General features: G+C 71.6%; 19 protein-coding genes. 8 read left to right on the top strand and 11 right to left on the bottom strand.

The window, feature by feature from the left end:
- Positions 1-86: 86 nt before the first annotated feature.
- Positions 87-761: a response regulator gene (locus NQU55_RS15060; RefSeq protein WP_168095078.1), complete on the bottom strand. Its 675-nt coding sequence runs from the start codon at positions 759-761 to the stop codon at positions 87-89.
- Positions 749-1,909, bottom strand: coding sequence for a sensor histidine kinase (locus NQU55_RS15055; protein ID WP_256790682.1), 1,161 nt, complete (start codon positions 1,907-1,909; stop codon positions 749-751). The genes NQU55_RS15060 and NQU55_RS15055 overlap by 13 nt, the downstream gene beginning before the upstream one ends.
- 430 nt (positions 1,910-2,339) lie before the next feature.
- Here NQU55_RS15055 and NQU55_RS15050 point away from each other — a divergent pair, with 430 nt between their 5' ends.
- Positions 2,340-3,113, top strand: a complete 774-nt coding sequence (locus NQU55_RS15050) for a hypothetical protein (RefSeq protein ID WP_256790681.1) — start codon at positions 2,340-2,342, stop codon at positions 3,111-3,113.
- A gap of 211 nt (positions 3,114-3,324) precedes the next feature.
- Entirely contained in the window at positions 3,325-3,882 is a 558-nt protein-coding gene (locus NQU55_RS15045) for a PadR family transcriptional regulator (protein ID WP_168096844.1), read from the top strand.
- 54 nt (positions 3,883-3,936) lie between these two features.
- On the opposite strand, the gene NQU55_RS15040 is transcribed toward NQU55_RS15045, so the two are convergent.
- Positions 3,937-4,935 carry a zinc-dependent alcohol dehydrogenase family protein gene (locus tag NQU55_RS15040; RefSeq protein ID WP_168096843.1) on the bottom strand — a complete coding sequence of 333 codons (999 nt, stop codon included), beginning with the start codon at positions 4,933-4,935 and terminating at the stop codon, positions 3,937-3,939.
- Between the two features lie 206 nt (positions 4,936-5,141).
- Between NQU55_RS15040 and NQU55_RS15035 the strand changes: the two genes are divergently transcribed.
- The 4 genes from NQU55_RS15035 to NQU55_RS15020 all read left to right on the top strand — a co-directional run bounded on the left by NQU55_RS15035 (position 5,142) and on the right by NQU55_RS15020 (position 7,523).
- A complete protein-coding gene (locus tag NQU55_RS15035) occupies positions 5,142-5,483 on the top strand; it encodes an ArsR/SmtB family transcription factor (RefSeq protein WP_256790680.1) in 342 nt (113 codons plus the stop codon).
- 64 nt (positions 5,484-5,547) lie between these two features.
- On the top strand, positions 5,548-6,111 hold the full coding sequence (locus tag NQU55_RS15030) for a YbaK/EbsC family protein (protein WP_168096962.1): 564 nt from the start codon (positions 5,548-5,550) through the stop codon (positions 6,109-6,111).
- Positions 6,112-6,166: 55 nt separating this feature from the next.
- A complete protein-coding gene (locus NQU55_RS15025) occupies positions 6,167-6,877 on the top strand; it encodes a class I SAM-dependent methyltransferase (RefSeq protein WP_168096960.1) in 711 nt (236 codons plus the stop codon).
- Between the two features lie 49 nt (positions 6,878-6,926).
- The gene (locus NQU55_RS15020; protein ID WP_256790677.1) at positions 6,927-7,523 is read left to right on the top strand and encodes an HdeD family acid-resistance protein; all 597 of its coding nucleotides are present in this window, start codon (positions 6,927-6,929) and stop codon (positions 7,521-7,523) included.
- A gap of 126 nt (positions 7,524-7,649) precedes the next feature.
- On the opposite strand, the gene NQU55_RS15015 is transcribed toward NQU55_RS15020, so the two are convergent.
- The 7 genes from NQU55_RS15015 to NQU55_RS14985 form a co-directional block, all read right to left on the bottom strand.
- On the bottom strand, positions 7,650-9,725 hold the full coding sequence (locus tag NQU55_RS15015; RefSeq protein WP_256790676.1) for an iron ABC transporter permease: 2,076 nt from the start codon (positions 9,723-9,725) through the stop codon (positions 7,650-7,652).
- Between the two features lie 4 nt (positions 9,726-9,729).
- Positions 9,730-10,716 (bottom strand): ABC transporter substrate-binding protein, encoded by a 987-nt coding sequence (locus NQU55_RS15010; RefSeq protein WP_256790675.1) that lies wholly within the window; start codon positions 10,714-10,716, stop codon positions 9,730-9,732.
- Entirely contained in the window at positions 10,713-11,573 is an 861-nt protein-coding gene (locus NQU55_RS15005; protein ID WP_168095582.1) for an ABC transporter ATP-binding protein, read from the bottom strand. Before NQU55_RS15005 ends, NQU55_RS15010 begins: the two co-directional genes overlap by 4 nt.
- Before the next feature lie 162 nt (positions 11,574-11,735).
- On the bottom strand, positions 11,736-13,013 hold the full coding sequence (locus NQU55_RS15000; RefSeq protein WP_256790674.1) for an MFS transporter: 1,278 nt from the start codon (positions 13,011-13,013) through the stop codon (positions 11,736-11,738).
- Positions 13,010-14,551: an FAD/NAD(P)-binding protein gene (locus NQU55_RS14995; RefSeq protein ID WP_168095584.1), complete on the bottom strand. Its 1,542-nt coding sequence runs from the start codon at positions 14,549-14,551 to the stop codon at positions 13,010-13,012. Before NQU55_RS14995 ends, NQU55_RS15000 begins: the two co-directional genes overlap by 4 nt.
- A 426-nt stretch (positions 14,552-14,977) precedes the next feature.
- Positions 14,978-17,668 (bottom strand): pyruvate dehydrogenase (acetyl-transferring), homodimeric type, encoded by a 2,691-nt coding sequence (gene aceE, locus NQU55_RS14990; RefSeq protein WP_256790673.1) that lies wholly within the window; start codon positions 17,666-17,668, stop codon positions 14,978-14,980.
- A gap of 222 nt (positions 17,669-17,890) precedes the next feature.
- Positions 17,891-18,553: a hypothetical protein gene (locus NQU55_RS14985; RefSeq protein ID WP_256790672.1), complete on the bottom strand. Its 663-nt coding sequence runs from the start codon at positions 18,551-18,553 to the stop codon at positions 17,891-17,893.
- A 193-nt stretch (positions 18,554-18,746) separates the two neighbouring features.
- Here NQU55_RS14985 and NQU55_RS14980 point away from each other — a divergent pair, with 193 nt between their 5' ends.
- Positions 18,747-19,154, top strand: a complete 408-nt coding sequence (locus tag NQU55_RS14980; RefSeq protein ID WP_256790671.1) for a hypothetical protein — start codon at positions 18,747-18,749, stop codon at positions 19,152-19,154.
- 89 nt (positions 19,155-19,243) lie between these two features.
- Positions 19,244-20,086, top strand: coding sequence for a sulfotransferase domain-containing protein (locus NQU55_RS14975; protein WP_256790670.1), 843 nt, complete (start codon positions 19,244-19,246; stop codon positions 20,084-20,086).
- Between the two features lie 27 nt (positions 20,087-20,113).
- Here NQU55_RS14975 and NQU55_RS14970 read toward each other — a convergent pair whose 3' ends face one another.
- Entirely contained in the window at positions 20,114-20,959 is an 846-nt protein-coding gene (locus tag NQU55_RS14970; RefSeq protein WP_256790669.1) for a dienelactone hydrolase family protein, read from the bottom strand.
- Between the last annotated feature and the right edge of the window lie 63 nt (positions 20,960-21,022).

Genomic DNA, 21,022 nt, shown 5'->3' with positions numbered 1-21,022 from the left:
GCCGTCCGAGGCGCCGCCCGGGGATGACGTTAGGGAGGGCACGAGCACCTCTGAAGCCGTCTGTTTGGGGGGCTTGCGCCGGGTGGTCAGCCCGCTTCGAGGCTGTCCTCCCGCACCCGCCGGGCGAGGTCGAGCTTGGTGTACGTGGGGCGGCCCGCCTGCTGGTACTTGGCCTTGACCCGGTCCAGGTAGTCCTTGGCGGTGTGGACCGTGATGCCCGCGCGCCGGGCCGCGGACTTGAGGGTCATCCCGGAGGCGTAGTCGAGCAGGATCTGCCGCTCCCTGGGCGAGAGGCTGGGGCGGGCGGGGCTGTTGTCGTAGGCGCAGGCGAAGGCGAGTTCCGCGGAGTGGGCGCTGCGGCCCTCCGCGAGGTCTTTGACGGCGGCGACGAGCGTCGGCAGGTCGTGGTCCTTGGTCAGGTAGCCGTCGGCGCCGGCCCGGATGGACTCGATGATCGCGGAGCGGTCCGGCACCGTGCTGATCATCAGGATGCGGCTCCCGGTGCGCAGGAGCCGCCGGATGTTGTCGACGGGGGCGGAACCGTCGCGCAGGAGGAGGTCGAGCAGGACGACGTCGGCCGGGGTGTGCCCCGGCCCGCCGGAGCCGTACGGGAGCTGCGCGTCCGGTTCGCCGAGGAGCTCCCCGACGGTGGCCGCGGTCGCCACGAGCCGCAGTTCCGGCACCCGGCCCAGCCAGGCCCGCAGGCCGTCCAGGAGCATACGGTCGTCGTCGACCACCGCGACCGTGATCACCCGGGCCATCTCAGCTCCACTCGCACGCCCTCGCCGGGGGCGGTGTCCACGACGGCGCGGCCTCCCACCTCTGCCATCCGGCCGTGGACCGAACCGCTCAGCCCGAGGCCGGGCTCGTACCGCTCGAGGTCGAATCCGGGCCCCCGGTCGACCACGGTGACGACGGCTCCCCCTCCTCCGTCCGGGTCCCCGGTCGCGGTGAGGTAGGCGTGTCCGGTGCCCGCGTGCCGCCGTACGTTGTTGAGCGCCTCCCGCACGGCGTCGCCGAGGGCGGCGGCGACCTCGGGCGGCACCTGCGGCAGGTCGTGGTACTGGGCGGTGACGCGCAGCTGAAGGCTCTCGACGGAGCCGACCGCCTCCTCCAGGGCCGTACCGATCTCCCGGTGGTGGACCTCGTCGGCGGTCTGCTGGATCAGCCGGCGCAGGTACGCGGCCTCGCGGGCGCAACGTTCCCTCACCTGGGGGGCGTTGGCGTCGATCCCGCCGGCCGCCAGGGTGGTGAGCGTGGCGAGGACGGTGTCGTGCAGCGCCCGGTGGTGTTCCAGCCGCTCGGCGTAGCGCGCCTTGTGCGCCTCGGCCGCCAGCGCGCGGGCGTTGGCCTCGTCGAGGAGATGCCCTTGGCGGCGCAGGTACCACCTGAAGGCCCAGGTCAGTATCGCCGACGTCACCAGCGAGTTGAGGTGGCCGACGATCACGGCGGGGCTCGCGTCCACCGCCCGGTAGCCGATGAAGTGGGTCACCACGAGGAGCGCGACCACGGTGAGGGCCTGGAGCCGTTCGAGGGCGATGGCCGCGACGGCGCTCGCCGACCCGCCGAGCAGCATCGCCCAGCCGATCGTGGCGGGCTCGCGCACCCCGCCCCAGGCGCACAGGGCCAGGGGCAGCACGCATCCGGTCACGAGGACGTCCGCCCAGATGTGCCGCCGGTCGAACCAGCCGCGGCGCAGAGCAGTGCCGTAGACGAGCACGCTGACGCCCAGGGCCACGGCGAATCCCACGTACTGCAGGGGAAGGTGCGACCTGCGCTGGACGACGGCGAGGACGCCGACGGTCAGATGGCTCGCCCGGTAGAGCAAGGTGGCCACGATCATGAAGGACTGGGCCCGCTGCAGACCCGACCCCACCCCGGTCGTCCCCTGCCGCCGCAGTACTCGCATGCGCCGTATCGGTAAGGACAGCACTGCCAAGACCACACCCCCCGTAGCGGTGGCACCGCGGGGCCCCGGAGCCGCCCCGCGCGGGACGAGGTGGGGCCGCTCAGCCCGCAATTGCCAGTGACATCGCGCATTTTGCCGCAGCAGGTGCACGCCAAGAAGGTGCCGGCATGACTGCTCACGGCCTTGGCCGAGTCACTACCTCTGCTGGCCGGAAAGCGCTCGCAGCGCTGTCCGCGCATTCCACGGCAACGCTCGCTTCCCTCGCGGACTCGACACCCGACGCCTCAACCGGCCCGGATCCCGGCCCTGTTATGAGCATTACATTTCTTTGACTTCTTTTTGACCATCAGTTGCCGGTAGCGTCCCGTCTGGTCGGCGATGTCGATCAAGGCCGACCCCCAGGATCCGTTGGATGTCACCGGAGGATGCCATGCCTTCTCGTATCGCCGCAGCCGTCGCCACGTGCGCGCTGAGCCTCGGGGCCCTCGCCTCGGGTGCGAGCGTCGCCACAGCGGCTTCGCCGGCCCCCGCCACCGGATCCGCCGCCAAGGCGCCCTCGCTCCAGGCGGCGGTCACCGGGCGCGCCGCGGCCGTGGACCGGTGCAGCTACCAGGTCGTCCGCGACGACGACTCCCGCTACGTCTACTCCGTGAGCGGGATCATCGGCGGCGCCGTCCGCGAGCTGCCGCTGCAGAAGGAGGACTTCGTGAGGTTCTCCGGCCAGTGGCTCAAGGTCGCCCAGGTCGATGCGTGCGCGGGCGGACAGAGCCAGGCCCCCACCGCGCTCCGCATCACGGGGAAGCTGGACAACCCGGACGGCTATGACCCGTCCGTGCCGCGCACGATCCGCAGCAACGACATCAAGCCCGCCGCCTCCTCGGTGATCCCGAAGGCGCCGGCGGTGACGTCGATCGACCGTCTCGACGCCGCCACCGTCCGCGTCAACTGGAGCCCCGCGCAGGGCAGCCCCGACCAGGTCATGCTGATGGAGCGCAAGCCCTTCTACAGCAGCGAGATCGGCATATGGCACCCCTACACCTTCCAGCGGGACGCCCAGAGCGGCACCACCTCGATGAACCGCAAGCTGGAGCGCAGCTCCGACATCCCCGCCGGGGTCCGGGCCCACGGCTACTGGATGCGCGTGGCCAAGGGCGGCTTCGTCAGCGACCTGCGCGCGGAAAAGCCGACCGAGGTGCAGCCGTAACCCCCTGCTGACGCACTCGGCGATCTGCGATACGCCTCCCCCACCCGGCTCGGCGCCGTCGGCCCTCCCGACGCGCCGGGCCGGGTGCAGGCGCAGGTGCAGGTGCGGGTGCGGGTGCGGGTGCGGCCGCCATGATCAGGCTAGTCATTTTCATGACTACGATGGACCGCATCCGACGGCGAACGGCGGCAGTCATGGAGGAGGTCACCCGGTGGCACTACGGCACGCCGTGCTGGCGGCCCTGCTCGACGGAGAGCTCAGCGGTTATCAGCTGGCCAAGTCCTTCGACCTCGGCGTGGCGAACTTCTGGCACGCGCGGCCGCAGCAGCTCTACTCCGAGCTGAGCCGTCTGGAGAAGGACGGGCTCATCACCGGCAGGGAAGTGGCCCAGGAGAACCGCCCCAACAAGCGCCTGTTCCACGTCACCGAAGACGGCCGGGCGGAGCTGGCCCGGTTCGCCGCCACCAGTGCCAAGCCCTCCTTCATCCGCGACGACCTGTTCGTCAAGGTCCAGGCCGCCGACCACGTCGACGCCGGGCCTCTGATCGCACAGCTCACCGAACGCGCCGCCTTCGCCCGGGCCAAGGCCGAACTGTTCACGAAACTGCTGTGCGACATGCGGGGCGACCGGACGGAGGAGGACTTCCTTCGCCACGGTGACCGCATCGGCCCCTACCTGACCTGCCGGCGCGGCCTGGCCTTCGAAGAAGGCAACCGCGACTGGTGCCTGCACACGATCGCCGTCCTCCGGGAACGACAGCAGGCCTAGGGAGAGTCCCCCACGGCTCCCCACGACTCCCCCACGGCCGGACCGCCGGGACCGTCAGTGGTCGACGGTGACGACGATCTTCCCCACCTGCGCCCCCGCTTCCATGTAGCGATGCGCCTCGACGATCTCGTCCAGCCCGAAGGTGCGGTCCACGACGGGCCGGAAGGCACCCGTCTCCAGGCCGGAGGCGACGAAGGCCTCGGCCCGGCGCAGCCGCTGCGGATCGGTGGTCGTCTCGAAGAGCGTGAAGGTGCGCATGTTGAGCGCGGGCATGCCGAGTTCGAACCCGGGGTAGGGCGTCGGCTCGCCGCTCAGCGCCCCGTACAGGAAGAGCGTGCCGCCGGGGGCGACGGTCTTGGCCAGGTCCACGACACCGCGGCCGGCGACGGCGTCGAAGACGAACTCGGCGCCACGCCCGCCGGTCAGACCCAGCACCCGTTCGACGACGCTCTCCTCCTCGGTGACGATCACCTCGGCCGCACCCGCCTCCAGGAGGGCGTCCCTCTTGGCGGTGGTGCGGGTGGTGGCGATGGGCACCGCGCCGACGCGCCGGGCGATCTGGATCGCGGCCAGGCCCACGCTGCTGGAGGCGGCAGTCAGGACGACCGTGTCCCCGGGGCGCATTCCGCCGACCTCGACCAGCGCACCGTAGGCCGTCAGGTACGGCATCCACACCGCGGCGCCCTCGACCGCACCGAGGCCCTCGGGGCGGCGGACGACCGCGGCCGCGGGGACGATCGCGCGGTCGGCGTAGACGGCGTAGTCGTTCATCGAGAACGCGGGCACCACGCTGACCGGCTGACCGACCGCGAACCCCGTCACCCCGGCCCCCACGGCCTCGACCACTCCGGCGGCCTCGGACCCGAGCCGGGCGGGGAACTCCTTGACCTGCTCGATGTAGTGGCCGCCGCGGAACAGCACCTCCGCGCGGTTGAGGCCGATCGCGTCGACGCGGATCAGCAGCTCGCCGGGGCCGGGGTCACCGGCCTCCACGTCCTCCAGCCGCAGCACCTCGGGCCCGCCGTGTTCGTGGAACCGCACTGTTCTGGCCATCACGCATCCCCTCGGGTCGACGACGGCGACGCCGGTGCGTGCCGCCGTTCCCCACTCAAGCTCAAAGTACGACCACTGTCAAACTTTGATTCACGTCAAACTTCTACAGGAATCAAACTTCGGCGTACGTCATACTTTGATGTACGCCATACTTTGAAGCCGTAGGACCAGCCCAGCCCAGCACGCGAGCGGAAGGACGGCGCACCATGGCGGCGACTGCGCGACGAAGCGGACGGGACCGCGTCCCGCCCCACCCGGACATGCACACCATCACCCTTCAGCAGGTGCTCGAAGCGCTGGTCGACCCGGTACGCCGTCGCATCGTCCGCGAGTTGCACGCCGCCGGCGAAGACCTCACCTGCGGCACGATCGAACTGCCGGTGAGCAAGTCCACCGCCACCCACCACTTCCACGTGCTGCGCGAGGCCGGCCTCATCCGGCAGTACTACGTCGGCACGTCCCGCATGAACGCCCTGCGCAGCGACGAGTTCGACAAAGCCTTCCCCGGCCTCCTGAGCGCACTGATGGCACAGCGCGATCCGGAGTGAGCCGCGGGGCACGGTCCCGGCGCCCCCGAAGGCCGCCCTGCGCACGGCCTACCATGACCCCGTGATCCATTCTTCGCCGACCGCTCCCTTCGGCCGCTTCGACGCGTGCTGGCCGGCCGTCAGCCGCCCCGACCTCCTCGCGAAGCCCGTCGCCACAGCACTCGAGAAGTGCGGCGACGCCGGGCTCGTCGAGTCCGTGCTGGTCGTCGACACCGACCCGGAGGTGGCCGATACGGCGGCCTTCAGTGAGGCGTACGAGGTCCCGCTGGACCTCTCCGCGAACTGTGTCGTCATCGCCGCCAAGCGCGGCCAAGCGGTGACCCACGCGGCATGCGTCGCCCTCGCGAACACGCGCGTCGACGTCAATTCGGCTGTGCGCAAGCGCCTGGGCGCCCGCAAGGCCTCCTTCGCTCCGATGGACACGGCCGTGGCGGAGACCGGCATGGAGTACGGCGGGATCACCCCCGTCGGGCTGCCGGAGGACTGGCCCCTGCTCGTCGACGAGGCCGTCGCCGCCGCTCCGTACGTCCTCGTCGGCAGCGGCGTGCGCCGGAGCAAGCTGATCCTCCCCGGTGCGCTCCTGGCCCGGCTCCCGAACGCCGAGGTCGCCGCCGGGCTGGCCGGCTGAGCCCGGCCGGCCGGTTCCGCCCGCTCCGGGTGCCGGCGCCCCCTACCGTGAATCCATGACGGACAGGACCCGGGAACGCCGCCACGCCTTCGGGGAGGACCCCGAGCAGTACGACGCCGGCCGGATCGGGTACCCGGTGCAACTCGTCGAAGACGTCCTGGACTTCGCCGCCGGGGCCGGCACGGCACCCGCGCTGGAAGTCGGCGCCGGAACCGGAACAGCGACGGCGGCCTTCGCGAGGCGCGGTGTCCCGGTGACGTGCGTCGAGCCGGACGCACGGATGGCGCGGGTGCTGAGCCTCAAATGCGCCGGGCTGCCGGGTGTCTCCGTCGAGATCGCCGGCTTCGAGACCTGGCAGCCGGGCGGCCGCCGGTACGGCCTGTTGTTCTGCGCCCAGGCCTGGCACTGGGTGGATCCGGCCGTGAGGTGGACGCGGGCCGTGGCCGCGCTGCGGCCCGGAGGCGCTCTGGCGCTCTTCTGGAACCACTGGTTCCTTGACGACGAGGAGCTGGTGCGGCAGCTGACCGGCGCCCACGCCCGCCGGGAAGTGGAGATCCCGCGCCACACCCTCCTCGACCCGCGCCCGCGCCCGGCCCACCGGGGCTTCGAGGCCCGGCAGTGGCGGGAGATGGAGGCGCACGGCGGCTTCACGGACCTGGACGCGTTGCGGGGCCGTGACCGACCTGCCCCGCCGCCTGCCCCGCTCGTAGGCCGTACGCCATGCGCCTGCGGGCGCCGCCGCCCTCTCCTCGCGTTGTCGCCATAGGGCACGTGTGCGAACCTGGACGGAGGAAGATCAAGAGGGATGCGATGCCATGACTTCCTCATACCGCGAATTCCACGAACCCCACGGCCTCCCCGGAGGCCTCGGTGTCCTGGCGTACGCCGGCTGGCAGGTGCTGCTGGGTGCGGGCATCGCCGCGATGGCGCTGGGAGCCATCGTGCTCGCGTGGCCCGAAGCCTCGCTCATGGTCGTCGGCGTCCTCTTCGGCCTGTATCTGCTGGCGATCGGCATTCTGCAGCTCGTCGGCGCCTTCGCCGCCCACATTCCCGGCGCCCTGCGCGCCCTCGGGCTCGTCAGCGGCGGCCTGTGCGTACTGCTCGGACTGGTGTCCTTCCGGGGCCCCGCGCAGTCGATCCTGCTGCTCGCCCTGTGGATCGGCTTCGGCTGGCTGCTGCGCGGGGTGGTGCTGACGGGGGTGGCCCTCTCGACGAAGGACCTGCCGGCCCGGGGCTGGCAGGTGTTCGTCGGCCTCCTCAACGTCGTCGCCGGCATCCTGATGATCGACCTGCCCTTCGGGTCGATCGCCGCGCTGACCGTCGTGACGGGAATCTTCCTTCTGGTCATGGGCGTGTTCGAGGTCTTCCACGCCGTCCAGCTGCGCAGCCACCTCAAGAAGGCGTTGCGCTGAGCGCCCCGGACGGGTGCGCCGTCCCGTCGGGCACCCTGCGTTCATGTGAACGAGCAGGCGCCGGGAAACCCTCTTCGGGTTCCCCGGCGCCTGTCCGCTGGTGGTGGCGTACGTGCCCTACGTGTCCTACGTGCCCTGGCGGCGGCCCCGCATGAGCAGGTAGAGGAAGTACGGCGTGCCGATCACCGCGGTCATCAGGCCGGCGCCCAGCTGGGCCGGGGCGATGACGGTGCGGCCCAGCATGTCTGCGGTGCAGACGAGCAGGGCGCCCAGGAGCACGGCGACCGGGATCACCCTCGTGTGCTGCCGGCCCACCAGGGCCCGGGCCGCGTGCGGTGCCACGAGGCCGACGAAGCCGATCGTGCCCGCGGCCGCCACGGCGGTGGCGCTGAGCAGGACGCTCAGCGCGAGGAAGGCCAGGCGGCCCCGCGCCAGGTCGAGGCCCAGGAGCCTGGGGGTGTCCTCGTCGAGCGATATGAGGTCGAGTTCGGCGCGCCGCAGCACCGCCACGAACAGGCCCACGGTGAGCACGGCCGCGAGCGGCGCGATGTCCGGGAAGGTCCGCCCGTAGGTGGAGCCCGAGAGCCAGGTGAGGGCCTTCGTCGCGTTGAACGGGTCGGTGAGGACGATGAGCATGCTGATCAGCGCGGACGTCCCGGTGGCCATGCCGAAGCCGACGAGGACGAGCCGGTTCTGCCGGAACCCGCCTCGCGCGGCGAGCCCGAAGACGACGACGGCACCGATCGCGGAGCCCGCGAAGGCGGCGCCGGCGAGGCTCCACGAGCCGACCGACGGCACCGTCGTCACGAGGAGGACGGCGCCGAGCGCGGCCGCGTTGGAGACGCCCAGGGTGCCCGGCTCCGCGAGCGGGTTGCGGGTGACGGCCTGCACGAGCGTCCCGGACAGGGCGAGGGCCGCGCCCGCCAGGAGCGCCGCGAGGACCCGGGGCACGCGGGTGTCGAGGATGAAGCCGACGGTGCGGCCCGCTCTGCCCTGGGCCCAGTTCACCACGTCGCCGAGCAACAGCTTGCTGTCGCCCAGCAGCACGGCGGCGACGGCCACGCCGACGAGGACGACCACCAGGGCGGCCGTGGTGGTGAGGAAGACGGTCCTGCTCCTGAGGCGCAGCCGTTCGGACGCGGTGGCGCCCGCGGTGTCCCGGACCCGGGTGGCCATCACGATGAGGAACACGGCGCCGACGAGGTTGGTGGCGACGCCCGTCGGTACGGCGACCGCAACGTCCGCCGGCACAAGGGTGCGCAGGAGCACGTCCGAGCCGAGGACGAGCACGGCACCGGCCAGGCCCGTGAGCGGAAGGCTCGCGCGCGCCCGGTTGAACGCGCGGACCCTGCGGGCGAGGGGGCGGATGAGAGCGGGGGCGCACAGGCCGACGAAGCCGATGGGTCCGGCGAGGGTGACGGCCGCCGTGGAGAGCAGCGCCGCGAGCACGACCACGGTGATCCGGGTGGTGCGGACGTTGACGCCGACGCCGCGGGCGGCGTCGTCACCTAGGGCCAGGGCGTCGACCCGGCGGGCGACGAGGAGCAGCCCGAGGAGACCGGCGAGGGCGACCGGCGCCATCTGCAGGACGCCGTCGAACCCGTTCTGGGCGATGCTGCCCTGGTTCCACTGGAAGAGGCCCTCCGTCTGCCGGGGGAACAGCAGGAGCAGTCCCTCGGTGACGGCGGTGAGCCCCAGGGTCAGGGAGCTGCCCGCGAGGACGAGCCGGACGCTGCCCGCGCCCAGGCCGGAGAGCCCGAGCACCACGGCCGCCGCGACGAGGCCGCCGGCGAACGCGACGGCGGACGAGGCGAACAGCGGGAGCGAGACGCCGGTGGCCGCGGCCAGGCCGAGGGCCAGGTAGGAGCCGGCGTTGACGGCGAGGGTGTCGGGCGAGGCGAGGACGTTGCGGCTGACCGCCTGCAGGGCGGCGCCCGCCATGCCGAGCACGGCCCCGACGAGCAGTCCGGCGGTCATTCTGGGCAGCCGGGAGGAGACGACGACGGAGGCGTCGGCGGGGTCGGCTTGCCCGGTGAGCGCCTTCCAGACCTCGGGCGCGCCGACGGCGGCGGTGCCCTGGGTGATGTCGACGAGCGCGAGGCCCGCGACGAGGAGGACCAGAGCGGCCGTCACCGCGGCCGCGCCCGTCCGGGAGGCGGCCGCCGACGGACGGGTGGCGGGAGGGGATGCGGTGACGGCCATGGGGCTACTTCTTCTTCAGCGCCTCGACGACGGCGTCGATGTACTTGTTCATCGACTCGGGGCCGCCGAACATCCAGATGCCGTCGGGCAGGCGGTGGACGTTGCCCTTCTCCACGAACGGCAGGGACGTCCAGGCGGAGTCCTTGGCCAGGGTGCCGGTGAACGGCGTGCTGTTCTTGTCGCCGTCGCTGCCGATGTAGGCGAACTCGACGTCCTCGCCGAGCTTGGTGAGGCCCTCGACGTCGGTGGAGCCGAGGCCGTAGCTCTCGTCGCCCTTGACCGACCAGGCGTTCTTCAGGCCGAGCTTCTCGTTGACCGCGCCTACGAGGGAGCCGCTGGTGTACGGGCGGATCGTGGTCTGGTTGGAGACGACGTAGCCGTCGGCGAAGGCGTACTCCGCCCCGGCACGGCCGGCGTCGGCGAGGGCCTTCTTGCCCTCGTCGAGCTTCGTCCGGAACTGCTTCTTGAGCTCGTCGGCCTTCTTGGTGGTGCCGGTGGCCTGGGCGATGAGCTCCAGGTTCTTGGTCATCTGACCGATCGGGTCGGACGCGGCGGCGGCCCGCAGCTCCAGGACCGGGGCGACCTTGCGCAGCTGCTTCAGCGCGGCGGCCGGCAGGTCGTTGGTGGCGACGATGAGGTCCGGCTTGAGGGCGGCGATGGTGTCCGTGCTGGGCTCGCCGCGCGTGCCGATGTCCTTGGGGTCGTTCTTCAGCGGGACGGCGGTGTTCCAGGTCTTGTAACCCTTGACGTCGGCGATGCCGGCGGGGTCGACGCCCAGCGAGACCAGGCTCTCGACGACGTTCCACTCGGTTCCGACGACCTTCTTGGCCGGGCCCTCGAGCTCCACCTTCGCGCCGGTGGCGTCGGTGAGGGTGATGCGCTCGGCGGTGTTCTTCTTCTCGTCGTCGGCGGCGGGCTCGGTGGTTCCGCAGGCGGTGAGGGTGAGGGCTGCGACGGTGGCGGCCGCTGCGGTGATGAGGAGGCGTCTCATGAGGTGGTGCTGAGCCTTTCGCTTCTGGTGTGGTGCCGGCCGATCGCTCGGGTGCGCAGGCGGCCTGTGAGAGGGTCGGTGTCGACCTCGATGCGGATGCCGTAGGTGCCGGTCAGGCGCTCGGGAGTCAGGACGTCTTCGGGGTCGCCGTCGGCGATGACCCGCCCTGCGTGGAGCAGGACGATCCGGTCGGCGACGGCCGCGGCCTGGTCGAGGTCGTGCAGGACGGCGCCGACGGCTATCCCGTGCTCGTCGGCCAGGTCGCGCATGAGGTCGAGGAGCTCGATCTGGTAGCGCAGGTCGAGGTAGGTGGTGGGCTCGTCGAGGAGCAGCACGCCGGTCTCCTGGGCGAGACAGCCGGCCAGCCAGACGCGCTGGAGCTGTCCTCCGGAGAGGTGTTCGGCGCCGCGCTCGGCGAGTTCCGCGACGCCCGTCAGGGCGAGCGCGCGGTCCACGGCGTCCCGGCCGTCCGGGTCCGTTTTGCCCCAGTGGCCCCGGTACGGGTAGCGGCCGAATTCGACGACGTCCCGTACAGTCAGCCCGCTGGGGGCGGGGCGCCCTTGGGTCAGCAGGGCCACGCGGCGCGAGAACTCGCGCGGGGACAGCGCGAGGCCGTCGGTGTCGGCGTCGATGACGAGCGTGGCGGTGCGGGGCCGCTGCAGGCGCGCGATGGTGCGCAGCAGCGTCGACTTGCCGCTGCCGTTCGGGCCCACCAGGACGGTCACCTCGCCGGGCTGCAGCGTCAAAGACGCGTCGTGCACGACGTCGGCGCCCTCGTAGGCCACAGTGACACCCGTGGCCGACAGTTCATGACCGCGGGGGCGTCCGGCCGCGGAGGTCTCTTTACCGACATTCACGCGGCGAAGGTTAGCCTAACCTTAGGCCGTACTGAAAGGGGCCCCTGCAGAGGCGAGCGCAAGGGGAAAATTCGCCATCTTCAGTGAAGTTTCAGCCGCAACATCTCTGTGTGGACGGCCGGCCGCCGCCTCGTGCGAGGCGGCGGCCGGGGAAGCGACCGATCAAGAGCTGCCCGACGTCACGCGCCCCGCGCTGCGGACGGCCGCAGCCTCCCGGCCGGCCGGCGGCCGGGCCCGCAAGGCGAACACGCACAGCAGGAACAGCACCAGGGCGGGCAGGGCGATCGCCAGCGCGAGCATCGGGGCGTCAGGAGACCCCGGGATGCCGGTCAGAGCGGTGTAGCAGGCCCCCGACGCCATCTGCAGGAAGAAGAACAGCCCCGAAGCGGCTCCGGCGTACTCGCCCTCGTACCGCATCATCCCGGCCTGGCAGGTGGGGAACAGCGCGCCCACGCCGAGCATGCACACGGCCATCGGCAGGACGATGCTCAGCGTGCTGCCCGGCCACAGGTGCACCGTGACCGGCATCAGCAAGGCGGTGCCCGCCGCCACCGCGGCGGCCGTGCGCGCGATGAACTCCAGCGAGCGCGTCCTGCCCAGCCGCTTCGCCGTGGTGCTGCCCGCCACGTACCCCGTGATCACCAGCGTGTACAGCGCTCCGTAGACGGTGGGCGAGGCGCCCAGCTGCAATTGGAGGAGGTCGCTGGAGTAGGTGGTGAAGGTGAAGTAGGTGCACCAGGCGAGGCTGATGGCACCGGCGAACACCGTGAAGTCACGGTTGGCGAGAACCGTGCGGTACGCCCGGGCCAGCCCGGCGAGGCCTCCCGGCGGCCGCACGGAACCGGCCGGGGTGCCCGCGGCCCCGGCCTCGGCGCCGCCGTCCGCCGGCAGGAGCCTGGCGACCGCGCCGACGGTGACCGCGCCCAGCACGGCCATGAAGGCGAACAGCGCACGCCAGGAGGTGTGTTCCACGACCAGGCCCGCCAGCGGCGGCGACGCGGCCGGGGTCACCGCGATCACCGTGGACAGCGCCGTCAGCATGGGCAGCCGCTGCTCCTTGGGCAACGCCCGCTGCACCCACAGCCGGGAGATCACCGTGCCCGTACCGGCGCCGAGCGCCTGCAGCACCCGGCCCGCCACGAAGACCCCGTACCCGGGGGCCAGCAGGCACAGCAGGGACGCACCGGTGAAGATGACGAGCCCGGTCAGCTGGATGCGCCTGGAGCCGTAACGGTCCGCCAGGTTGCCGGTGAGGATCATGCACACGGCGTACGCCGCCATGTAGCCGACCAGTGAGCTGCTGGTGCTGCCCGGCCCGACCCCGAACGACCTGCCGATGGCGGGCAGCGCGGGAACGTAGGCGGCGAGCGCCAGCTGAGGCACGAACACCAGTGACATCAAGCAGACGGCCAGCCCCCGCGGCAGTCCGGCCTGCTTCACGCGACGGCCCCCACCAGGAGACGGTCCGAGGCCGGTACGAGCTGCGCCGCCACCTTGGCGGCCTGCCGTGCGACCAGCTCCATGGAGCTCACGTGGAAGTGCTCCCCCGAGGCCAGGTCGCCGAGCACGTAGAGCCGGGGGAACGCCGCTCCCGCGGAACCCCGCACCTGGTTGGTCTCGGGGTCGACCCGGATGCCGCCCAGCGGGTGGGAGACGAAGGTGCCGTTGCGCACCAGCCGGGACGTCAGGGAGGAAGCGGACGCGGCGGCCGTGTTGTTCGTGCGCCCCACCGCGTTGACGACCGCGTCGTAGTGCCCGGTGCGCCCGTCGGTGAAGGACGCGGTGAAACCGCCGCCCGCAGCGGCCGTGACGTGGGTGATGCCCCTGGCGAAGCCGAGCCGGCCCTCCTCGTGCAGGCCGAGCAGCCGGTGCGCGTTGGTCACCGGCATCGGATTGCGCAGGCAGTTGTACGTCCGGTAGTGGTCCCGCAGGAACAGGCGCCGGCTCGCCTCCGGAAGGGACCGCCACAGCTCCGAGTAGAACGGGGTGAGAGCGCCGACGCAGCGCTGCGCGAGGCCGCCGGGCAGCGGATTCTCCAGCCGGTGGCGCATCAGCTCGGGCGCGGACCAGGAATCGGTGTACGGGAGAAGGGCCTCGCGCATGCTCGTTCCGCCCAGCCGCAAAGCGGAGTCGACGAGTTCATGGATGCCGCGCAGGCTGACGCCGCCACGGGCGAGCAGCCGGCTCGCGCCGGCCAGGAGCTCGGGCAGCTCGCCGGTGCCGAGGTCGGTGCGGACGTCCGGGATCCTGCCGGACCGCGAGGCGAGGGTGATCCGGCGCTCCTGTCCGGCGTCCGCCAGGACGACGGCCACGTCGATGGCCGTCAGCCCGGCCCCCAGGACGAGCACCTCCGCACTCGGGTCGACCTCGTCCAGCGAGCTGACGAGGGGGTAGGGCTGGGCGACGAATCCGGCGGTCCCGGCGAGCCCGTAGACATCGGACGGCGCGATGGAGCCGAACGCGATGACCACCTCGTCGGCGACGAAGCGCTCCCCGTCGGCGGTGGTCAGGACGTGCCCGTCGCTCCCCCCGGCCCCTCCGGCCTCCACGGCCAGGTCGACGACGGCGGACGGCACGAGAGTCACCTGCGCGCCGAGCAGCCGCAGGTCCTCCCGGGACTGGCAGAAGACGTTCTCCAGATACTGGCCGAACAGCGAGCGGGAGACGAAGTGCGAACGCGGCGTCCGCCGCGCCTGCGGGTCGCCGCCCTCACCGGCGGAAGCCTGCCGGTAGAGCCAGCGGCGGAACTGCCCGGGGTCGCCGTAGTCCACGGACATGGCGGAATAGGGCCGGTTGAGCAAGGCGGTGTCGGCGTCCTCGGCATAGGCGATGCCGGGGCCGAAACTCTTCCCTGGTTCGAAGACGATGACATCGGCCGCCGCGCCGGCCACGTCGCCCGACAGCCGCCGGGCGTACGCGGCGAGGAATGCGGTGCAGGCGGCGCCGCCGCCGACCACGGCGATGGTTCGTTTCTTCAACACTGCTACTCCGGTGTGTGGTGGACAAAACCCGCTCTACGGGCGGCGTTCGGCATCGGCAAAAGGTGCGCGCGAAAGACCGGGACGGTCGGTGCGGCGGCGGGGGCTCCGGCAATCGGCTCACAGGATTTCCGGTATGCGTATGGAGCCGTTCCCCCTCAACTCACCTGGTGAGAAGCGATGTCGTACCCGGGCGGGTAAGGATCACCTCACCAGGTCCGAACGAGGTTCCACAGTGACGGAGGCCATAATTCCCCCCATGGGTTTACCGGCCACGGAACCGGTTTTTCAAGGAAGTTGAAAAACCGGATCGCCATCCTGTGCCCGGCACTTACCTCCGGTCGCACGGCGGGGAAATATTCCCCTGCTTACACGTGAAGGCCCGGCGTCCGCCGGGCCTTCACCGCCTCCTGCGCAAGGGTGGGCTCAGCCCTCCAGGCCGTAGCGCCGCGCGGCCTCGCGCACCGTCTCCGGCTTGATATCGCCCCTGCGGGCCAGCGCCGCGAGCGCCGCCACCGTGACCGACTCGGCGTCGACCCCGAAGTGACGCCGCGCAGCCTCCCTCGTGTCGGAGAGGCCGAAACCGTCCGTGCCGATGGACGTCCAGTCCTGCTCGACCCAGGGGGCGATCTGGTCGGGGACGGCCCGCATCCAGTCGCTGACGGCGACGACCGGCCCCTGCGCGCCGTGGAGCGCCCGGGTCAGGTACGGGACCCGGTCCTCGCCCCTGAGCCGCGCCGCGTCACAGGACAGGGCGTCGCGGCGCAGCTCGGTCCAGGAGGGCGCGGACCACACGTCGGCGGCCACGCCCCAGTCACCGGCCAGCAGCCGCTGGGCGTCCAGAGCCCAGTGCACGGCGGTGCCGGAGGAGAGCAGCTGCAGGCGCGGGGCGCCGTCCCGGGCGCCGGTGGCTTCCTTGAAGCGGTAGAGGCCCTTGAGGATGCCTTCCTCCGCGCCCTCGGGCATGGGCGGCTGGACCTTGGTCTCGTTGTAGACGGTGAGGTAGTAGAAGACGTCCTCGGCGTCGGGGCCGTACATCCGCCGCAGGCCGTCGCGGACGATGACCGCGATCTCGTACGCGAACGCCGGGTCGTAGGAGACGGCCGCCGGGTTGGTGGAGGCGATCAGGTGCGAGTGGCCGTCGGCGTGCTGGAGGCCCTCGCCCGTCATGGTGGTGCGGCCCGCGGTGGCGCCGATGACGAAGCCCCGGCCCAACTGGTCCGCCAAAGCCCAGAACTGGTCGGCCGTCCGCTGCCAGCCGAACATGGAGTAGAAGATGTAGAACGGGATCATCGGCTCGCCGTGCGTGGCGTACGACGTGGCGGCCGCCGTGAAGTCGGCCAGTGAGCCCGCCTCGGTGATGCCCTCGTTGAGGATCTGGCCGTCCTCGGCCTCCTTGTAGTACAGGAGCTGGTCGCGGTCGACGGGGTCGTAGGTCTGGCCCGCCGGGGAGTACAGGCCGGCCGAGGGGAAGAGCGACTCCATGCCGAAGGTGCGGGCCTCGTCGGGGACGACCGGCACCCAGCGCCGGCCCGTCTCCTCGTCCCGCATCAGCTCCCTGACCAGGCGGACGAACGCCATGGTCGTGGCGATCTCCTGGCGGCCCGAGCCCTTGTGCAGGGCCTCGAAGGGCTTGGCGGGCGGCTCCGGCAGCGGCTTGGCGACGACCTTGCGGGCCGGGGCCGGGCCGCCGAGCGCCGCGCGGCGCTCGCGCAGGTACCGCACCTCCGGGGAGTTCTCGCCCGGGTGGGCGTAGGGGACCATCCCGCCGTCCAGGGCGCTGTCGGGGATCGGGAGGTCGAGCAGGTCCCGCATGGCCCGGAACTCCTTCCCCGTGAGCTTCTTCATCTGGTGGTTGGCGTTGCGCGACTCGAAGCCCGGGCCGAGCGTGTAGCCCTTGACGGTCTGCACGAGGACGACGGTCGGCGCGCCCTTGTGGTCGACGGCGGCCCGGTAGGCGGCGTGGACCTTGCGCGGCTCGTGGCCGGCGCGGGAGGTCCGGAAGAGCTCCAGGAGCCGGGCGTCGGAGATGCCCGCGCCGAGGGTGTGCAGCGGGGAGCCGGGGCCTTCGGGGCCGAAGAAGTGCTCGCGGAGGTAGGCCGGGTCCGCGGTGGCGTAGGTCTGGAACTGCGCGTCCGGCACCTCGCGCAGGCGGCGCACCAGCGCGCCCCCGGCGTCCTGCGCGAAGAGCGCGTCCCAGGCGGTGCCCCACAGCGACTTGACGACGTTCCAGCCGGCGGCGCGGAACTGGGCCTCCAGCTCCTGCACGATCTTGAAGTTGGGGCGGACCGGCCCGTCCAGGCGCTGGAGGTTGCAGTTGACGACGAAGGTCAGGTTGTCGAGCCGTTCCCGGCCCGCGAGGGCGAGGGCGGCGGTGGACTCCGGCTCGTCCATCTCGCCGTCGCCGAGGAAGGCCCACACGCGCGACTGCGAGGTGTCCTTGATGCCGCGGTGCTCCAGGTAGCGGTTGAACCGCGCCTGGTAGATCGCGGAGAGCGGGCCCAGGCCCATGGAGACGGTGGGGAACTCCCACAGCCAGGGCAGCCGGCGCGGGTGCGGGTAGGAGGGCAGCCCGTCTCCCCCGGCCTCCTGCCGGAAGCGGTCCAGCTGCCCCTCCGTCAGGCGGCCCTCCAGGAAGGCGCGTGCGTAGATGCCCGGGGAGGCGTGGCCCTGGACGTAGAGCTGGTCGCCCGAGCCTCCCCCGGCTACCGCCGGGGGTGCCCCCAGGCTTTCCTTGCCGCGGAAGAAGTGCTGGAAGCCCGTCTCGTAGAGCCAGGCCGCCGAGGCGAACGTCGCCATGTGGCCGCCCAGGCCCGCGCGCTGGTTGCCGCGGGTGACCATGGCGGCCGCGTTCCAGCGGTTCCAGGCGGTGATCCGGGCCTCCAGCGCCTCGTCGCCCGGGTAGCCGGGCTCGGCGGAGGTCGGAATGGTGTTGACGTAAGGGGTCTCCAGGAGCGGAGGGAGGCCCAGCCCGGTCCGCTCGGCGTGTTCGAGCGTACGGCGCAGCAGGTACGCCGCCCGGTCGGCTCCCCCGAACCGGGCGGCGGAGTCCAGGGACTCGCGCCACTCGGCGACCTCCGACGGGTCCTTGTCGGGCAGTTGGTCAAGCTGGGACACGGGCGATCCTCTTTCACGATCCCGGGGTGGGGGACGGGGGATGGCAGCAGATTCCGTGTTACGAAACCTTGTTTCCGTCAGTCCACGCTAGGAGCGGCAAGTTGATGCAGTCAACGGTTACCCGGCAGTAATGATCGATGATCGATCAAAATGGCGCGCACCGGTCCCCCGACGCAGCGCTGCCGGGCGCCGCGACGAGGGCGCCGAGAGGGCGCCGGTCTCCTACCGCTCCGGCGACACGACCGGCCGCTCCGACGACACGACCGGTGCGGGCATGCTCAGGGCCCGGGCAAGGGCGGCGGCAACCGCAGCCGCATGATCCGGCAGATGCCGCCCGGCCCATCCGGCAGCCAGCCGAAGGAAGTCGGCGAGGTCGCGCTCCACGTCGGCGAGCAGGCGGCGCCACTCGGCGACGGGCAGTTCGATGACCGGGCTGTCGTCCGCCTCCGTGTCCGCAGTCAGCCGGATCAGGTCGCCACAGCGCTCGACAAGGGGGCCGGGGTCATGACCGAGGTCGAACGGGGCGCTGCCGTCGACGAACCCGAACCCGTCGCGCCAGTCCTCCAGTCCACTGCAGCAGCCGGGCAGCACGGTGACGCCGGTCGCGGTGTCGGTGACCCGCAGGCCGCCGGCGGCGAACAGCACGTCCATGGTGAAGAGCCCGTGCAGGAAGGCGCCGACCGGATCGCCGGGCCGCGGCGGACGGCCGTCCCCTTCCGGGTCGACGTCATTACAGGCGGCGATACGCATCACCGCCGCTCCGACCTCGGCAGGAACGAGCGCACCGGTGAGCGGCAGGAAGCCGTAGTCATCGAACTCGGCCACCGGCCACAGGGTGAAGCCCTCGGAGGGGAAGACCTCCAGGACAGGATGCATCTCGAACATCCGCGCAGTCTGCCGCACGCGCCACCCGCCGCGCTTCTCACCTTCCGGCGGCGAGCACCTCACAGCGCGGCATTCGCGATGACGTGCGGTCATTCTCCCCTTCGGGTGAACGGTGGACGGGCCCGGAACCGGGCCGCCGGGCGGCTCCTACGCTGACGCCACAACGTCATGTGTCCCAGGGGGAGGACCGATCATGCTCGGCAGGACCCTGCTCGCCCTCACCGCTCTCACCACCGCACTGGTCATTCCGTCCGCGGCCCCGGACGCCGACGCAGCGGTGCTCGCCACCACGTCGCTGACCAATACCTCTCATGGGCGAACTCTCAACCTCCCCACCGGCGATCAGATCAGCGTCCGCCTCCGCCCCATCCAGGGCAATGGCGAGAAGTGGACGTGGAGCACGCCCGTGGTCTCTTCGGCCGACGTCCTCACCCGGACGGAGGGTCATGAAACCCCGGACGGGGGCGCCACCGCCGACATCCGTGTCGACGGACCCGGTCAGAGCGACATCACCGCCCAGCGCACGTGCACGTCCACCCGCCCGCAGCACCGGTGCCGGCACCTCACCTTCCAGTGGCGGGTGACCGTCAACGCCCACTGACGACGAAGAGACGAACGGCAGCCCCGCCCGCCCTGAGCTACAAGACAGGTATGGACCCCTCGCCGCGCCGACGCACGTATCGCACGCCGGTGTCCGACAGCACCCGCTGGGACCGATTCCGGCCACGCTCGGACGACATCATCATCAGCACGCCGCCGAAGTGCGGCACGACCTGGATGCAGCGCATCACGGCATGCCTGGTCTTCGGGCACACCGGGCTGCCCGGCCCGCTGCGGAGCGTCTCGCCATGGCTGGAACACCTGCGTGCCGACAGCGATCTGGACACCGTCCTGGCCCGCCTGGAAGCCCAGGATCACCGACGGTTCGTCAAGTCGCACCTTCCCGCGGACGGGCTGCCGCCGCTGCCCCGCACGGTGTCGTATCTCGTGGTCTTCCGGGACCTGCGTGACGTAGCGCTGTCCTACCACCACCACATGCACCGGACCGGGGTACACGGTCCTCTGCCGAGCGATCCGCGGGCCTTCTGGCAGGCGCTCTTCTCCGGTGAGCCGATGGGCCGCGACGGCGCGGTTCATCTGGAAAGGTTCACCACCCACATGCTGTCCTGGTGGGAGGTGCGGCACGAATCCGGTGTGTTCCTGCTCCACTACCAGAACCTGCTGGACGACTTGGAAGGCCAGATGCGGCACGTGGCCGCATGCCTGGGCTTGGACCTCCCCGAGGAGGTCTGGCCCGGACTGGTCGCGGCCTGCCGCTTCGAGGCCATGCGTGCGGACAGCAGCCACCTCGCGCCCGTGGCGAGGGGACCACAGGGCGGAGCAGAGAGCGGGGCGTGGTTCTTCCACCGCGGCGTGAGCGGGCAGTGGCAGGAGACCGTGACCGGGGAGGACCTGGAGCTGTACGAGCAGGCCGTCCGCGGCCTTCCGCACGGTCTCCGCCACTGGCTGGAGCATGCCGGGCCCCTCACCTGACAACAGCGCTCCAGCGGGGCATGCCGCTCAGCCGGTTGTCGTCCCGGAGCCTTCAGACAGGCTCAAACGCTCGGTCAGGAAGGCGAGGATCTCGTCCCGGGCCTGCCGCGTGGGGTGTCCCTCCTCGTCGACGAGGTGGGCGGTGACGACGCTGTGAGGGGTTCCGACCACGTCGCGGAAGAACGGGGGAGGCTCGGTGTTGGCGGAGCTTCCGGGAAGGACGCGGCCGTCGAAGGCGTCGCCGAGGAGCGCCCGGTAGGCGGCGAAGCGCCGGCCGGTGCACCAGCGGTCGTCGTCGAAGCGGTAGGCGAGAACCTTCAGCCCGTCGCGCGCGATGCGGTCCCGGACCGCGCGCGCGTCCTCGTCGCTGATCTCCAGCCCCGCGGGATCGTCGAAGGGCAGTGACGGGTGGTTGACCACCGGCGCGATGACGGCCGGTTCCATCGCCATGGTGAGGGCGAAGTTGCCGGTGAAGCACAGCCCGATCACGCCGACCCCCGGACCGCCGCATTCGGCGTGGGCCCGGCGCGCCAGCCCGCGCAGCCATACGGTGACGGGGCTGGTGCCGCCCCCGGCGAACGCACGGAACTCGGCGCTGACGCACGCACGACGGACGGTCTTCTCACCGGCCTCGGCCGTGGGGTAGGCGCCGTCAACCCCGAAGAGGGAGGGGACGTGGACGGTGAAGCCCGCATCCCGCACCCACCTCGCCAGCCGGAGGACGTCGGGGCTGATGCCGGGCATCTCCGGCATCAGGACGACGGCCGGCCCGGAGCCCGCGACGTAGACCGTCTTCACCACCCCGTCCACGTCGACGAGTCGGCGGGAGAAGTCCGTGATCGCGTCGTCAAGATATCCATCGGCAGCAGTCATAGCTGACAAGAGTGGACTGACGACCCGCGCACGGTGAGGCGTCAAGTCGCCATGCACAGGAGA

It is taken from the genome of Streptomyces telluris, from assembly GCF_024519335.1.
GTDB lineage: Bacteria > Actinomycetota > Actinomycetes > Streptomycetales > Streptomycetaceae > Streptomyces > Streptomyces telluris.
The sequence above is the reverse complement of the archived record's forward strand: the minus strand, read 5'-3'. Positions and strand labels throughout refer to the sequence as shown.

What these genes read in the sequence shown, in the direction of transcription:
- NQU55_RS15025 (WP_168096960.1), top strand. Translation starts at nt 6,167, where the DNA reads ATGACGGACAGGACCCGGGAACGCCGCCACGCCTTCGGGGAGGACCCC.
- NQU55_RS14970 (WP_256790669.1), bottom strand. Translation starts at nt 20,959, where the DNA reads ATGACTGCTGCCGATGGATATCTTGACGACGCGATCACGGACTTCTCC.
- NQU55_RS15020 (WP_256790677.1), top strand. Translation starts at nt 6,927, where the DNA reads ATGACTTCCTCATACCGCGAATTCCACGAACCCCACGGCCTCCCCGGA.
- NQU55_RS14980 (WP_256790671.1), top strand. Translation starts at nt 18,747, where the DNA reads ATGCTCGGCAGGACCCTGCTCGCCCTCACCGCTCTCACCACCGCACTG.
- NQU55_RS15015 (WP_256790676.1), bottom strand. Translation starts at nt 9,725, where the DNA reads ATGGCCGTCACCGCATCCCCTCCCGCCACCCGTCCGTCGGCGGCCGCC.
- NQU55_RS15010 (WP_256790675.1), bottom strand. Translation starts at nt 10,716, where the DNA reads ATGAGACGCCTCCTCATCACCGCAGCGGCCGCCACCGTCGCAGCCCTC.
- NQU55_RS15035 (WP_256790680.1), top strand. Translation starts at nt 5,142, where the DNA reads ATGGCGGCGACTGCGCGACGAAGCGGACGGGACCGCGTCCCGCCCCAC.
- NQU55_RS15060 (WP_168095078.1), bottom strand. Translation starts at nt 761, where the DNA reads ATGGCCCGGGTGATCACGGTCGCGGTGGTCGACGACGACCGTATGCTC.
- NQU55_RS15050 (WP_256790681.1), top strand. Translation starts at nt 2,340, where the DNA reads ATGCCTTCTCGTATCGCCGCAGCCGTCGCCACGTGCGCGCTGAGCCTC.
- NQU55_RS15040 (WP_168096843.1), bottom strand. Translation starts at nt 4,935, where the DNA reads ATGGCCAGAACAGTGCGGTTCCACGAACACGGCGGGCCCGAGGTGCTG.
- NQU55_RS14985 (WP_256790672.1), bottom strand. Translation starts at nt 18,553, where the DNA reads ATGTTCGAGATGCATCCTGTCCTGGAGGTCTTCCCCTCCGAGGGCTTC.
- NQU55_RS15055 (WP_256790682.1), bottom strand. Translation starts at nt 1,909, where the DNA reads ATGCGAGTACTGCGGCGGCAGGGGACGACCGGGGTGGGGTCGGGTCTG.